Origin of the sequence: Paracoccus sanguinis, from assembly GCF_012689545.1 — a bacterium.
Lineage (GTDB): Bacteria > Pseudomonadota > Alphaproteobacteria > Rhodobacterales > Rhodobacteraceae > Paracoccus > Paracoccus panacisoli.
Window position 1 is genome coordinate 3,157,973 of record NZ_CP051542.1, and the last position, 13,306, is coordinate 3,171,278.

Annotated in this window: 19 protein-coding genes and 1 pseudogene; 13 read left to right on the forward strand and 7 right to left on the reverse strand. The window is 67.3% G+C overall.

The genetic code is table 11. From position 1 onward, the window contains the following. Window positions 1-32: 32 nt before the first annotated feature. The 7 genes and pseudogenes from HGN31_RS15125 to HGN31_RS15155 all read right to left on the reverse strand — a co-directional run bounded on the left by HGN31_RS15125 (window position 33) and on the right by HGN31_RS15155 (window position 5,205). Window positions 33-419, reverse strand: a complete 387-nt coding sequence (locus HGN31_RS15125) for a bacteriophage-like protein (protein ID WP_041375641.1) — start codon at window positions 417-419, stop codon at window positions 33-35. Next, window positions 416-610, reverse strand: a pseudogene (locus tag HGN31_RS15130) (recombinase family protein); the annotation flags it as partial. The pseudogene HGN31_RS15130 and the gene HGN31_RS15125, both read right to left, overlap by 4 nt. Before the next feature lie 17 nt (window positions 611-627). After that, window positions 628-1,817, reverse strand: a protein-coding gene (locus tag HGN31_RS15135) for an IS3 family transposase (RefSeq protein ID WP_168781936.1) whose coding sequence is annotated in 2 segments (ribosomal slippage) — window positions 628-1,565 and window positions 1,565-1,817 — 1,191 coding nt in all. Because the reading frame shifts where the segments join, the coding sequence is not laid out codon by codon here. A 29-nt stretch (window positions 1,818-1,846) separates the two neighbouring features. Then, the gene (locus tag HGN31_RS15140) at window positions 1,847-3,019 is read right to left on the reverse strand and encodes a recombinase family protein (RefSeq protein ID WP_244961057.1); all 1,173 of its coding nucleotides are present in this window, start codon (window positions 3,017-3,019) and stop codon (window positions 1,847-1,849) included. Then, window positions 3,016-3,471 carry a DUF2924 domain-containing protein gene (locus HGN31_RS15145; RefSeq protein ID WP_168783734.1) on the reverse strand — a complete coding sequence of 152 codons (456 nt, stop codon included), beginning with the start codon at window positions 3,469-3,471 and terminating at the stop codon, window positions 3,016-3,018. The genes HGN31_RS15140 and HGN31_RS15145 overlap by 4 nt, the downstream gene beginning before the upstream one ends. 323 nt (window positions 3,472-3,794) lie before the next feature. Next, complete coding sequence (locus HGN31_RS15150) at window positions 3,795-4,526, reverse strand: hypothetical protein (protein WP_168783735.1); 732 nt, start codon at window positions 4,524-4,526, stop codon at window positions 3,795-3,797. A 1-nt stretch (window position 4,527) separates the two neighbouring features. Further along, on the reverse strand, window positions 4,528-5,205 hold the full coding sequence (locus HGN31_RS15155; RefSeq protein WP_168783736.1) for a LexA family transcriptional regulator: 678 nt from the start codon (window positions 5,203-5,205) through the stop codon (window positions 4,528-4,530). Window positions 5,206-5,321: 116 nt separating this feature from the next. Here HGN31_RS15155 and HGN31_RS15160 point away from each other — a divergent pair, with 116 nt between their 5' ends. From HGN31_RS15160 to HGN31_RS15220, 13 genes are all read left to right on the forward strand, one after another. Next, the gene (locus HGN31_RS15160; RefSeq protein ID WP_168781932.1) at window positions 5,322-6,005 is read left to right on the forward strand and encodes a hypothetical protein; all 684 of its coding nucleotides are present in this window, start codon (window positions 5,322-5,324) and stop codon (window positions 6,003-6,005) included. Between the two features lie 202 nt (window positions 6,006-6,207). After that, window positions 6,208-6,504 (forward strand): helix-turn-helix transcriptional regulator, encoded by a 297-nt coding sequence (locus tag HGN31_RS15165; RefSeq protein ID WP_168783737.1) that lies wholly within the window; start codon window positions 6,208-6,210, stop codon window positions 6,502-6,504. After that, a complete protein-coding gene (locus HGN31_RS15170) occupies window positions 6,504-6,851 on the forward strand; it encodes a hypothetical protein (protein ID WP_244961059.1) in 348 nt (115 codons plus the stop codon). The genes HGN31_RS15165 and HGN31_RS15170 overlap by 1 nt, the downstream gene beginning before the upstream one ends. Window positions 6,852-6,886: 35 nt before the next feature. Then, window positions 6,887-7,369, forward strand: coding sequence for a hypothetical protein (locus HGN31_RS15175; RefSeq protein WP_168783739.1), 483 nt, complete (start codon window positions 6,887-6,889; stop codon window positions 7,367-7,369). 104 nt (window positions 7,370-7,473) lie between these two features. Further along, window positions 7,474-8,331: an ATP-binding protein gene (locus tag HGN31_RS15180; protein ID WP_168783740.1), complete on the forward strand. Its 858-nt coding sequence runs from the start codon at window positions 7,474-7,476 to the stop codon at window positions 8,329-8,331. Window positions 8,332-8,353: 22 nt separating this feature from the next. Further along, on the forward strand, window positions 8,354-9,118 hold the full coding sequence (locus HGN31_RS15185; RefSeq protein WP_168783741.1) for a hypothetical protein: 765 nt from the start codon (window positions 8,354-8,356) through the stop codon (window positions 9,116-9,118). A 79-nt stretch (window positions 9,119-9,197) separates the two neighbouring features. Continuing rightward, window positions 9,198-9,428: a hypothetical protein gene (locus HGN31_RS15190; RefSeq protein ID WP_168783742.1), complete on the forward strand. Its 231-nt coding sequence runs from the start codon at window positions 9,198-9,200 to the stop codon at window positions 9,426-9,428. A gap of 140 nt (window positions 9,429-9,568) precedes the next feature. Beyond that, entirely contained in the window at window positions 9,569-9,796 is a 228-nt protein-coding gene (locus HGN31_RS16350; protein WP_211096309.1) for a DUF6511 domain-containing protein, read from the forward strand. A gap of 84 nt (window positions 9,797-9,880) precedes the next feature. Then, window positions 9,881-10,231, forward strand: a complete 351-nt coding sequence (locus HGN31_RS15200) for an HNH endonuclease signature motif containing protein (protein WP_211096310.1) — start codon at window positions 9,881-9,883, stop codon at window positions 10,229-10,231. Next, window positions 10,228-10,443 carry a hypothetical protein gene (locus HGN31_RS15205; RefSeq protein WP_168782150.1) on the forward strand — a complete coding sequence of 72 codons (216 nt, stop codon included), beginning with the start codon at window positions 10,228-10,230 and terminating at the stop codon, window positions 10,441-10,443. Before HGN31_RS15200 ends, HGN31_RS15205 begins: the two co-directional genes overlap by 4 nt. Continuing rightward, the gene (locus HGN31_RS16575; RefSeq protein ID WP_168783743.1) at window positions 10,440-11,237 is read left to right on the forward strand and encodes a hypothetical protein; all 798 of its coding nucleotides are present in this window, start codon (window positions 10,440-10,442) and stop codon (window positions 11,235-11,237) included. The genes HGN31_RS15205 and HGN31_RS16575 overlap by 4 nt, the downstream gene beginning before the upstream one ends. Beyond that, entirely contained in the window at window positions 11,234-11,983 is a 750-nt protein-coding gene (locus HGN31_RS15215) for a hypothetical protein (RefSeq protein ID WP_168782148.1), read from the forward strand. Before HGN31_RS16575 ends, HGN31_RS15215 begins: the two co-directional genes overlap by 4 nt. Continuing rightward, window positions 11,980-13,299 carry an ATP-dependent DNA helicase gene (locus tag HGN31_RS15220; RefSeq protein ID WP_168782147.1) on the forward strand — a complete coding sequence of 440 codons (1,320 nt, stop codon included), beginning with the start codon at window positions 11,980-11,982 and terminating at the stop codon, window positions 13,297-13,299. The genes HGN31_RS15215 and HGN31_RS15220 overlap by 4 nt, the downstream gene beginning before the upstream one ends. The last annotated feature ends 7 nt before the right edge of the window (window positions 13,300-13,306 follow it).

The following is a 13,306-nucleotide window of genomic DNA, read 5'->3' on the forward strand; positions in this document are numbered from 1 at the left end:
TAGAGTCAATCCTTCAAATTGCAGTTTTCACCCTACAGAGAAAAATGCAGCGCCTGATGCTGCCATGTGAGCGGGAACGGCTCCAGCACCTGCGCGAGCGTCACCTCCGGCCCCTGCTTCCCGTCCAGGATCGCGTCGATGATGTCAGGCGCGAGCAGCGTGAGCCGCAGGACGCGGGTCATGTAGGAGGGCGCGATGCCCTCTCGTTCGGCCAGTTCGGCGATGGTGGCGTATTCGCCCGACTCGAGCATCCGCTTCCATCGGAACGCACGGGCCAGCGCCTTGACCAGCGTGCTGTCAGTCCGCTGCGATTGCGTGGCGCCCTCGGGCAACTGCATCTCCTTCTTCCCGCCACGCTTCACGATCCGGAACGGGACGTGGAGCGTCACAGTCTCCGGGATCGGCGTGCTGCGGTTCATGCGGCCGCCTCGATGCCGCCGGCAAGCATCTCGCGCGCGAGGCTGCCGAGCCCGTCGACGCGGAGCCGGACGTTCAGCCCGTCCCTGCCTATCTCCACCCGCTCAACCAGCAGCGCCACGATGCGCGCCTGTTCGGCCGGGAAAAGCTCGTCCCACATCGGATCGAGCTGCTGCAGGGCCGCGCGGGTATTGACCTGCCACTGAACTTTCATCCAACGGCGACCTGAGCCCGGTTTTTGTTTACGCCTGTTGGCGCGGGTTGAGCAATCGCCCGGCGCGCGGAGCTTTCATCTCGCGCAGCGGGGCGGGCGATTGCGGGGTTCAGGTTCGCGGCAAACCCTACAGGGGTCTGGTAGCCCAAGGCCGAGTGGGGCCTTTCGGTGTTGTAATCCGTGACCCAGGCAGCGATCAGGTCACGGGCATGGGCGATGTTGCGGAACAGGGCCTCGTTCAGAAGCTCGTCCCGCATCCTGCCGTTGAAGCTTTCGACGAACCCGTTCTGCATCGGCTTGCCCGGCGCAATGTAATGCCATTCGACCTTGTGCTCGGCGCACCACTTCAGGATCGCGTTCGATGTCAGCTCTGTCCCGTTATCGCTGACAATCATTCCAGGCCTGCCGCGGCGTTCGATCAGCGCCGTCAGTTCCCGAGCCACGCGGCGGCCCGAAATCGAGGTGTCCGGGATCGCCGCCAGACATTCGCGGGTGACGTCGTCAACCACGTTCAGCACCCGGAAGCGCCGCCCGCAGGCGAACTGGTCATGGACGAAGTCCAGCGACCACCGTGCATTGGCTCGTGTCTCGATCAGGATCGGTGCCCTCGTTCCGAGGGCCTTGCGGCGCGCTTTGCGTTTACGCACGGTTAAGCCCTCTTCTCGGTAAAGCCGATAGATGCGGTTGATCCCGGATGGCTCTCCCTCGCGCCTGAGCAGCACGAACAGCCGCCGGTAGCCGAACCTGCGCCGCTCGTTGGCCAGATCCCGCAACCGCCCGCGCAGCGCCGTGTCCGGCGCTCGCTGGGACTGGTAGCGCACCATCGTCCGGTCCGCCCCGGCAATCTGGCACGCCCGCCGCTCCGACAGCCCGAGATGGGCCTTCAGGTGCGCGACAGCCTCGCGCTTCACGGCGGGCGTTACCACTTTTTTGACAGCAGTTCTTTCATCGCAGCCATGTCGAGCATCTGGTCAGCCAGCAAGCGCTTCAGCCTGGCGTTCTCGTCCTCGAGTGCCTTCAGCCGCTTCGCCTCCGACACCGTCATCCCGCCATACTTCGCCTTCCAAGCGTAAAATGTGCCTTCCGACATGCCGTGCTTGCGGCACAGATCTGCGCACTTCGCGCCGGCATCATGCTCCTGAAGGATACCGATAATCTGTTCCTCGGTCCGTCGTGCCTTCTTCATCTTCGTCCGTCCTCTCGTTGGGCCGGACTCTAGTCACAGATGGAGGAAAAAGCCCGTGGCAGGTCAGCATCGGCCTCGGTGATGTCGTCGGCGTGGGCGCGCGCGGCCTTCCACGTGCCCGCCACGATCTCGGGTTGGCGAAACACGGCGCGCAGCTGGTCGATGATTGCCGCCTCAATCTCCCCTGCCGGTACGCGTCCAACAGGACACGAACCCGCACCATGCTTAAGCACCGTCTGGCTTACGTAGTAGCGGTAGAGCTTTTCGCCCTTGCGGGTGTGCGTCGGCGAGAACGCCGCGCCGTCGGGTCCAAACAGCAGACCCTTCAGCAGTGCCGGCGACTCGGCGCGTGTTCGCATCGCCCGCTTGCGCGGGCTCTCCTGCAGAATGGCGTGGACGCGGTCCCATGTTTGGCGGTCAATGATGGCGTCGTGCTCGCCGGGGAAGCTGTCGCCCTTGTGGACCGCTTCGCCGATGTAGGCGCGGTTATTCAACATCCGGTAGAGGTATTTCTTGTCGATCCGGTTGCCCCGTGGCGTGCGGATACCGCGCTTCGCGACCTCGCGTGCCAGTTCCGTCCCGGATCCGATCTCGAGGAAGCGGGTGAAGATCAAGCGAACTTGCTCGGCATGCTCGTCGTCGATGACCAGTTTCCGGCTCTCGACCCGGTAGCCATAGGGCGGGACGCCGCCCATCCACATGCCTTTCTTCCGGCTCGCTGCAACCTTGTCGCGGATGCGCTCGGCCGTGACCTCCCGCTCGAACTGGGCGAACGAGAGCAGGATGTTCAAAGTCAGCCGGCCCATCGACGTGGTGGTGTTGAACGACTGCGTCACGGAGACGAAGGTTACGCCGTTCCGGTCGAACACTTCGACCAGCTTGGCAAAATCGGCCAGCGAGCGGCTGAGACGGTCAATCTTGTAGACCACGACGACATCAACCAGCCCGTCCTCGATGTCTTCGAGCAGCCGCTTCAAGCCGGGCCGTTCCAGAGTCCCACCCGAGATGCCGCCGTCGTCATACTGATCGCGGACCAGCACCCAGCCCTCTGAGCGCTGGCTGGCGATGTAGGCTTCGCATGCCTCGCGCTGGGCGTGGAGCGAGTTGAACTCCTGCTCTAGCCCTTCCTCGGAGGATTTCCGAGTGTAGATCGCGCACCGGAGTTTCCGGACCATTCCTGATTTCGCAGGGGCCTTCGTCATGTCCGCGCCCTCCGATTCTTGAGGCCGAAGAACACCCAGCCATTCCAGCGCGTGCCCGTGATGGCGCGCGCGATAGCGGACAGCGACTTGTACGGCCGCCCCTGCCATTCGAAGCCGTCGGCGGTGACGGTGACGATGTACTCGACACCTTGCCACTCGCGGAGCAGCCGCGTGCCGGTGATGGGGCGGTCACGGTCGAGGCGCATGCCGCGCTTCCTCTTGTCACCGCCGTCGAGTTCCTCGCCCAGCCGTTCCAGCCGCCGGATCGTCTCGGGCTTCAGCCCGCCATAGGCGAGCTCCTGGATGCGATAGGCCAGCCGGCTCTCCAGGTAACGCCGGTTGAACGGCGGCGGTTCGCTGTCTAACAGATCGCGCCATTGCGCCTTCAGTTCCGGCGTCGTGGCGGTTTTCAGCGCAGCCAGGCGCGCGAGAATTGGATCGTGGGTCGTCATGCGGGTCTCCGGTGAGTTGGAGTTGCATGACGGCATCGGTCGGCCGGAGAGTGTAGGCGAATTTCTCCAGTATCGTCAGAAGGTTCGCCCTGTTCCCGCAGCTGCAGGCGGACCAGCCCGAGCGCCAGCAGGCCGCACAGTTCGCCGCGGCGCTCGGCGGGAGTCATCTGGTCGGGCGGCAGCGGGTTTGAACCCCGCTGTGGATTTGTCGGCACGTTTCGCATGGGGGAAACGCTACCCGTACACCCTCCGAAAACAATCGGATTCAAAGGCTTATGGGAGTCCCGCGTAAGCCTGCGCAGAGGATAGGAACCGGCGGAGCCTCAGTGACGAATCGCCGGCGCGACCTGGGCATCGGTGTCGAGAACCAGCGCCGATCTCCAGAGCGGCGTCTTCATGAATACCGCCTCCTCGAAGCGATAGCTAGCCGTGCCGCGTCCCTGCTTTAGCAGCCCCGCCCAGCAGAGCGGGCGCAGCACCTGGATGTACAGCTGGCCCATCACCTCGTCGTAGCGCGGCAACGGCCCCATCTCGGGTTCTCCGAAGAGCACGCGGCGGAGGTGGGCGCCGGTGGTGCCGTCCTCGGTTTCGACGTTCAGCACGTTCAGGAACACGTCCCAATTGCCGAGTATCGGTGCGTCCTCGAAGCGAGACATGCTGGCGTGGTTGATCCGGAACAGGAAGAACGGGACGACCGTGCCGAAAATCCGACCGGGATGGCCCGCCAGTGCCTGGCCAGCCTTGGTTGGCCGGAATTCGCCCTTGTAGTGCCGCCCGAGCTTCATCGCGATCATCAGGTCGTGAAGCACCATGAGCGGGGCGAAGTCGGGCTCGTTCAGCACCTTGTTGACGGCGAAGAGGTCCGCCTCGGTGTGGGCGGGCCGGTCGAACTCGGCCGCGGCCCAGTGCACGAAGACCCGCTTGAAGGCCCTGGACGGCGTCAGGGGAATGCCGCCATGCTCGTCTACCCAGGCGAAGGTCTTCTCCATCCCGCGCACCAGCGGCGAGAACACCAGCGCCGGATCGGCATCATCGACCTCGCGGAACGCAATCACCTCAGATCTCCCGCGCGAACCAACGGATGCGGCCGACGATGTGGATCTCGTCGGCCGTTCTTTCGTATTCGGGGTAGTGCTTGTTGTCGGAGATGACGCGCACCGCGGGCGGGTCGCTGTTGGGGATGTGCTCGAGCCGCTTGGCGACCAGCCCCATCCCGTCATCCAGCACGAAGATGCCGGGTGGGTTGGGCGCACGCCGGGTCATGTCGACCAGCACCGCGTCACCGCTCAGGAGCGTCGGCGCCATGCTGTCCCCCTCCACATGCATGATGCGCAGCTGCGACGGGGTGGCCTTGAGGCTGTTTCGGATCCAGGAGCGACGGAAATGATAGACCCGGCCGGGCGTGTCGCCGTCCTCGGTCACGACGGCGCCGCCGCCCATCGCCGGGCGCGGGGTGGCGTGGGCGATGGCCACGAAGGCATCGTCGGGGTTCTCGACGAAGGGGGGCGTGCCCTCGACCTCTCCGATGCCATGGATCAGCCAGTCGCGATCCACCTTCAGCACGCGGGCGACTTCGGCCAGCCGATCGATGCCCGGGCGCGCGGAGCGACCACGGAGGATGTCGTAGACGAAGGAACGGTTCACGCCGGCCATCTCGGCAACATGGGCGGGGCTGATGCCGAGCTGGTTGGCCCGGGCTCTGAGGCGGTCGGAAAGCGTGTGGTGCTCGGTCATGTCATCCCCAACCATCTGTGGATGAAATAGGATAAAATAGGATTGATCGAAGCCCGTCAAGCGAATAAGAACAGAAAGTAAACATCTTACACGGGAATCGGGGCGGAGGGCAGCGAATGCACATCGATAAATCGTACTTCACGCTCCCCGAGATCCTCGAGCGGTGGCAGATCACCGAGGCCGACCTGATCTACCTCGCGGAAAACGACAAGCTCCGGCTGTCGGTGCGCGTGTTCGGCGTGCCTATGGAGTTCGGCGACTACGAGGAAGGTGCGGACGGCGAGCCCTGCCGGGTGCCGTGGGAACAGAACTACTACAGCGGCCTGCTCGATCTCCATGCCCGTGATGTGTTCCAGCTCTTCCGGTGTGGTGAAGTCCATCTTGAAAGCTTTCGGACGTCGAAAGCTGACTACGCGGAGACCTGGGGCGATGCGCAACCCGTACTGGTGATGATCGGCGACCTGCTGCTAAGGCGCGATGAACGCGACCGTTTCGAAGTCGAGACCGGGTTCTCGCCCGGCGGACAGCCGATGGAGGAGGCCACCTTCATTTACTCGGCCGACTATCTCGAGGTTCGCTGCAACGGCTGCCGGTTCAAGCTGGGCCCGATCCAGGCGGAGGTGGTGCGCGCACTGCACGAGGCGGCGCAGGCCGGCGCGCCCTGGCAGAATGGCAAGGCGATCCTGTCGCGCGCCGGCTCGAAGAGCCTGCGCATGGCCGACGTCTTCAAGTCGCAAAAGGACTGGCGGCATCTGATCCGCTCCGACCGGCGCGGCGGATACCGTCTGAATCTCGACTGAGCGATCCCCGTCCGCCCGGTCCCTGTGGGATCGGGAGGGGGATGGGTGAGGGATGGTGGGGGATGACGGCGCCCCGCCAACGGCCAAGAGTCAGTCCTGCAAGGGCCGACTGATCCCCCTCCGTATCCCCCGCTAGTCCCCACGACATCCCACACCGCAATTGCGCACTGTCTCCTCAACGACGACACGAGAGGAGACACCGATGCTGCAGAGGCATTGCCTGAACCAGAAGGAGCTGGCCCGGCGCTGGGGGATCTCCCACCGGACGCTGGAACGCTGGCGCTACAACGGCCAGGGGCCGGCCTTCCTCAAGCTCGGCGGACGCGTGCTCTACCGGCTCGCCGATATCGAAGCCTTCGAGCAGAGCCAGCTGCAGCGTGCCCTGAAAATCAGCGAGGCCGTCGCGCGCGTCGGTCACACGCCCCGCCGTCTGACCGCGGACCCGGTGCGGGACACCGGTCATGGTGCCACGCACCAGCGGACTGCGCGGCTGTGCTGATGGTCGCCGCAACCCCGATCGGCGCCCGCGTGGCGACGCCGAAGCTCACCGATGTCGAGCTCTACGCCTGGATCGCGCAGGCCGAGGCCGGCGCCCGGATCGAGTACCACCGCGGTTTTCTCGGGATCGATGTCACGCCGGTGATCTCGACCTTGCCCGAGGCCGAGCGCCGTCAGCTCGCCGACCTCGGTCAGGCCGCGCTGGGCGCCTTCGAGAAGGGCCTCGTCCACCTCGTGCAGGAGCGCGTGGGCCCCGATCGCTTCGCCTACATCGCCGTCGCGCGACCCAGACCCAGAGCCGCCAACGCCTCGCTCTCGGCGCTGCTCCTCGAAGAGCGCGCCGCGTGATGGCCCTGCCATTCCCTTCAAACGGAGACCCCGCCATGCCGCACCCCAACAATGCCCCCCGCTTCGACGATCTCGAAGGTCTCGCCATCGGCGACATCGCGGCGTTGCCGCCCGAGATGCTGCTGGATCTGCAGACGACGGCGCTCGCCGAGACCGCCCGCGTGAAGCGGCTGCGGGACCGGCTCGAGGCCGGCATCGCGCAGCGCTACGAGGCCGCCGTCGCGGCCGAGCGGGCCGCTCAGGGCAAGACCAGCGGCACCGTGCGGGTCGATGATGAGGGCGTCGTGGTCGTCGCGGACCTGCCCAAGAAGGTCACGTGGGATCAGGTCCGGCTCGCGGCCATGGCCGAACGCATCCGCGCCGCGGGCGACGACCCGACCGAGTATCTCGAGGTCGCCTACCGCGTGCCCGAGCGGCGCTTCGGCGCCTGGCCCGCGGCGATGCGCGAGGGCTTCGCGGACGCGCGCAGCGAGACCACCGGCAAACCCGTCTTCCGGCTCGAGGCTCGAGACCGGTGACGCGCGGCGGCGGGACGCCCGGTCGGCAACGCCGGGCAGGTTCCCCTTCGGCACCCGGTCACCCCCGCCGCCGCGCCCCCTGAATTCACACCCCGGAGAACCCCATGGCCTTCCGCATCATCACCGCCGACGAACGGCTCTCGGCCGCCGAGAACAAGACGTCCCTCGCCATCTTCGGTCCGCCCGGCGTCGGCAAGACAACGCTCCTGAAATCGCTGCCCGCCGAGGACACAGTCTGTCTCGATCTCGAGGCCGGTATGAAATCGGTGCAGGACTGGCGCGGGGACTCGATCCCGGTGCGCAGCTTCACCGATTTCCGCGACCTCGCCGTGCTGATCGGCGGCCACGATCCGGCCCAGCATCCGAAGTCCTGGTACGGCGCCGAGTATCACGCCTGGCTGCAGCAGCAGTATCTCGGCACCGGCATCGAGGACTTCCTCGCCCGGAAGCGGATCGTCTTCGTCGACTCGATCACCGACCTGACGCGGCAGGCCATGGCCTATGCCCGCCAGCAACCCGAGGCCTTCTCCGAGCGGACCGGCAAACCGGATGTCCGTGGCGCCTACGGGCTCCTGGGTCGCGAGGTGATCCAGGCGCTGAAGCACCTCCAGCACGCCCGCGGCAAGACGGTGATCTTCGTCGGCGTGCTCGAGAAGGTGACCGACGAATTCGGCGCGACGACATGGCAGCCGCAGATGGAGGGCACGAAGGCCGGGCGCGAATTGCCGGGCATCGTCGATCAGGTCGTCTCCATGCAGCTCTTCGGCCGCGACGCCAAGGGCGACTGGACCCTCGACGAGACCTCCGCCGAGCGCCGCCTCGTCTGCCGCTCCGGCAACCCCTGGGGCCTTCCCGCCAAGGACCGCTCCGGCCGCCTCGATGTGACCGAGCCGCCCGATCTCGGCGCGCTAATCGCGAAGATCGACGGCCGCGCACCCGCCCACTCCGCAAATCCCTCCTGATCCAGACGCAAAGGACAGATCCATGAGCTACGATCTCAATGATGCCCAGCCGCAGATGGCCCCCATCGGCGAGCTGATCCCCGACGGCACCTTCGCCAAGGTCCGCCTGACCGTGCGCCCCGGCGGCGTGGACGGCGCCACGCCGATGGACGCGAAGCTCCTGAAAGCCTCGCAGTCGAGCGACGCGAAGATGCTGGACTGCGAGTTCACCATCCTCGAGGGGCCGCATGCCCGGCGGAAGTTCTGGCAGAGCTTCACCGTGGCGGGCGGCAAGGTCGACGAGAAGGGCCAGTCGATCGGCTGGAAGATCTCGAAATCCACCTTTCGGGCGATGGTCGACAGCGCTCTCGGGCTCGATCCCAGGGACGAAAGCCCCGACGCCAAGGCCAAGCGGGTGCTGCCCGGGCTCAAGCATCTCGACGGCATCGTCTTCGCCGCGCGGATCATGGTGGAGCCCGCCTCGAACCCGCAATACCGCGACCAGAACCGCATCGCCAACGTCGTTCTGCCCGACGAGCCGCAGCATGCCGCCATCATGCGCGGCGAAGCCGTTCCCCCGGAGCCCGTCAACGCGCCGCCGCGGAAAGCCGCGAGCGCGCCGGCGCCGGGCTGGCAGGCGCCCACGCCGGCATGGGGCGCGCAGCCGCAAGCCCCGGCGGCGGCTCCGGCCTGGGGCTCGCAGGCGCCGGCTCCGCAGCAACCGCCCGCCCAGCAGCCCCCGGCGTCCCCGCCCACCGCGCCGAGCGGAGCGCCGGCGACCGGCATGCCCGCCTGGCTCAATGGGTGAGGCGCGGTCGGCAGCGCGGCGGCGGAGGTCCGGTCGGCCTTCGCCGCTGCCCGAGGCCCGGCGCGATCCTGCCGGGCCGATGACCCCGGATGAATGGCAGGCGCATGTGACGCGCGAGGCGGCGCTGGAGATCGGACGATGGCTCGAGGCCCGAGGAAGACTGCACGCCCCCATCGCAAGCCTCGGCCTCGGAGACCTCGAAGCCATGGCCAGCAACGCGATCTCGCGCTGGATCGTGCTCCAGTCCGAAAAGCTCCGGAGGGCGGGCTGGCCGCCCGAGGACCCGATCGCGACCTTCTTGCTCGGGTAGCGCTCTGCGCCGTCTGCGCCCGCGAGGCGCGCGGCTTCGGCTACTGCCACGGCCTCCGCTGGGATCGCCACCCCTACCACCGCTTCTGCTCGCGCCGCTGTCAGGACGTGGGCAGCGCCATCGCCCAAAGGAACAACGGCATGATCGACAAGACCGCGCGCGAGGCGCAGGCGATCCGCGATGCGCGGACGCTCTTCGCCGAAGCGCTCACCGATCTGGGGCTCATGGAGCCCTTCTTCCATCGCAGCGCCCAAGACATCGACCGCCTGATCGAGGCGGCCGTCACCGGCTACATCGACAGCATGCAGGACCAGGCCGCGCGCAAGGAGCGCACCGGCACGGTCCTGGATGACCCTCTGCCATTCTAGTCGGAGAGCGAAATGACCAACGGTGAAATCTGGAGAACCGTCCCGAGCGCCCCCGACTTGCTAGTGAGCAGCGAGGGGCGCGTGATGCTCGCGCCCTATCGCGGTCCGATGCCCAAGGGCGGCGAACGATCCTACGGGGGCACGCCGACGTTCGGCGTGTGGAACAAGCAGGATGCCCGCTTCATCATCGTGGTGCGCGGAACGACCTACAAGGTCGCGAGGCTCGTCGCAGAGGCGTTCCACGGACCCGCGCCATTCGACCGCGCCGTCGTCATGCATCTCGACGAGAACGCCGCGAACAATCGCGCCGACAACCTCGCGTGGGGGACGCAGCGCGAAAACCTGAACGCGCCTGGTTTCCTCGAATACTGCCGTGGGAGGGCCGGAGATCGTCATCCCGTCGCCGTCGGCAAGCGTCGGAGGGCACGGTCATGATCGACCTGAACGACGACACCGCGTCCTGCAGCTGGAAGCACCTGCTCGAGGCCGCCACCGAAAACGCCGTCACCGACTTCGAGATCGAGTTCTGCGACAGCCTCCACGAGAAGCTCGCGCGGTTCGGCGAGAACGCCCGGCTGACGGACGCGCAGTTCCACAAGCTGACCTGCATCGCGCAGGCCGGCGGGTTCTGGGAGCGCGAGCGATGATCGACCTCAACCATGGCTCGGGTTTCCTCTACGGCGCCGGCGCGCCACGTCCTCCCATCGCCGAAGCCGTGTCTGCCGCCATCGACACGGCGCTGTCCGCGCGCCACCGCGCCGAACGCCCGCGCACCTATGTAAGCTCCTCGGGTCTCGGCCGCGACTGCCTGCGCCAGATCCAGTACGACTTCCTCGCGGTGCCCAAGGACGAAGGCCAGGAGTTCGCGCCGCGCACGCTGCGCATCTTCGAGGCGGGCCATCGGGCCGAGGACATCGTCGCGGGCTGGTTCCGCATCGCCGGGTTCGACCTGCGCACCGAGCGTCCGGACGGCCGCCAGTTCGGGTTTGAGGCCCTCGGCGGCCGGTTCAAGGGCCATATCGACGGCTGCCTCGTCTCGGGCCCCGTCGCGATGGTCTATCCCGCGCTCTGGGAGAACAAGGCGCTCGGCGCTGCCAGCTGGAAGGACGTGGTCAAGCGCGGCGTCAGCCTGGCGCGGCCGGTCTATGCCGCCCAGATCGCGCTCTATCAGGCCTACATGGACCTGCCGGCCCCGGCGCTCTTCACAGCGCTCAATCGCGACACGATGGAGCTGCATGCCGAGCTCGTGCCCTTCGATGCGCATCTCGCGCAGGAGATGTCGGATCGCGCCGTTGCCGTGGTGCGAGCCTCCGAGGCGGGGGAATGGCTGCCGCGCGCCGCGGCTGAGCCCACGGCGGTCCTCTGCCGCGGCGGCATGGCGGCGGGCAAATGGCACGCCCCCTGTGCGTGGGCGAAACGGTGCTGGGGTGAGCGGCGATGATCCCTGACGCCTATGAGCTCAAGCGGATCGTGCGCGCGCATCGCGAGCGGTTCTGGTGCTCCGACCTGCTCGGAGCGGCGGAGTTCGCGCCGATCTATTTCTTCGACGATCAGGCCGCCTTCGATGGCGATATCGTCGACCGCGCGATGACCCGGGTCTTTACCGGTCCGCTCCGGCTGCCGCATCCGTCCGTGATCTTCGAGGTGCGCGAGCAGCGCGCCTCTCCCTCGGGCCTGATCGTCTGCGCACGCGCCGACGGCGACATCGTCGAGGCCACGTTCCTCATGCGCAAGCGGGCGCCGCGCGGCTGGACGGATTGCCTGGTGCGGGTCTGGATGCATCCGGACGGCAAGGCGGAGATCGAGGGCAACCCGGCCGAGCGGAGCGACGAGACGGTCCGCGGTCACGGCGAAGTCGCCGCCGGCATCGTCTGGCGCGCGCTGACCATCCTCGGCGCCTCACCTGAAATCCGCGACCGCAAGGTGTCGCCTGCAAAACGGTCCCGCCTGTCCCGCGAGGGCGTGCGCGGATGGGTCTGGCGCCAGGTCGCCATCGATCCGGAGCGCCTGCGCGCGGCGACGCCGCCTCAGGGCGGCAGTCACGCCAGCCCACGCTGGCACATCCGACGCGGTCACTGGCGGCAGCTGGCCGACGGGCGCCGGGTCTTCGTCCGTCCGTGCGAGGTGGGCGATCCGACCCGCGGCGGGATCGTCAAGGATTACGCAGTGGAGGCACCCCATTCATGACCGAGTTCACCCCATCCGCCACGCAGGCCACCGCGATCCGCGAGATCAAGGAGTGGTTCGAGACCCGCACCGAGCAACAGCAGGTATTTCGCCTGTTCGGCTATGCCGGGTCCGGCAAGACCACCGTGCTGAAGTTCGCGCTCGACGAACTCGGGCTCTCGCCCCACCGCAGCGCGAAGGACGGCCGGTGCGTGCCGGGCGTCGTCACCGCCACCTTCACCGGCAAGGCCGCGCTGGTGCTGACCCGCAAGGGCACGCCGGCGCGCACCATCCACAGCCTGATCTACTCGGTGATCGAGGCGACCGAGGAGGAAATCGAGGAAGCCGCGAGGAAGATCGCGCTGGCCGAACGCGACGCGCTTCGCCTCACCGGGTTCGCGCGCACCACGGCCGATGCCGCGATCGAGGCGATGCGCCGGGGCCTCTCGGCGATGAAGCACCCGCGCTTCGCCCTGAACCCGCAGAGCGACGCCGCGGACGCCCGGCTCATCGTGCTCGACGAGGTGTCGATGGTCGGCGAGGAGATGGCGCGCGACCTGATGAGCTTCGGCAAGCCGATCCTCGTGCTCGGCGATCCCGGCCAGCTGCCGCCGATCCGGGGCGAAGGCGCCTTCACTCGCGACGAGCCGGACGTGATGCTGACCGAGATCCACCGCCAGGCGGCCGAGAGCGCGATCATCCGCCTCGCCACCATGGCGCGCGAAGGCCGGCCCATCGGCTTCGGCGTCTACGACGACCATGTCGCGAAGCTCCGCAAGGGCGATATAACGCCGGAACAGGCGCTCCGCGGCGGCCAGCTGATCTGCGGGCTGAACGCAACGCGGCTGCAGATCAACAACGCCATGCGCGCGGCGGCCGGTCTCGGCGGGACCTGGCTGCCCACGGGGCCGGCCGAGAAGATCATCTGCCTGAAGAACCAGAACGATCTGGGGCTGATCAACGGCATGTTCGTGACGCTCGAGGACATCGTCGACGAGGGGAGCCTCTACTTCTCCGCCGTCGTCCATGACGAGGACGGGCGCCGCATCGGCGAGCCCTATGAGGACGGGCGCCCGGGCCGGCTGCGCATCTACAAGGGGCATTTCGAGGACCATGTCGCCTACGACGACAAGCGTCACGACCGCGACTACAAGGAGAAGCGCCTCCTGACCGAGGCGACCTTCGGCTGGGCGATCACGGCCCACAAGGCGCAGGGCTCGCAGTGGGAGAATGTGATCGTCTGGGACGACGGGCTGGGTCGCACCGAGATCGACCGGCGCCGCTGGCTCTACACCGCGATCACCCGGGCCGAGCGCGGGCTCGTCCTTCTGGCCTGAGGGGTGC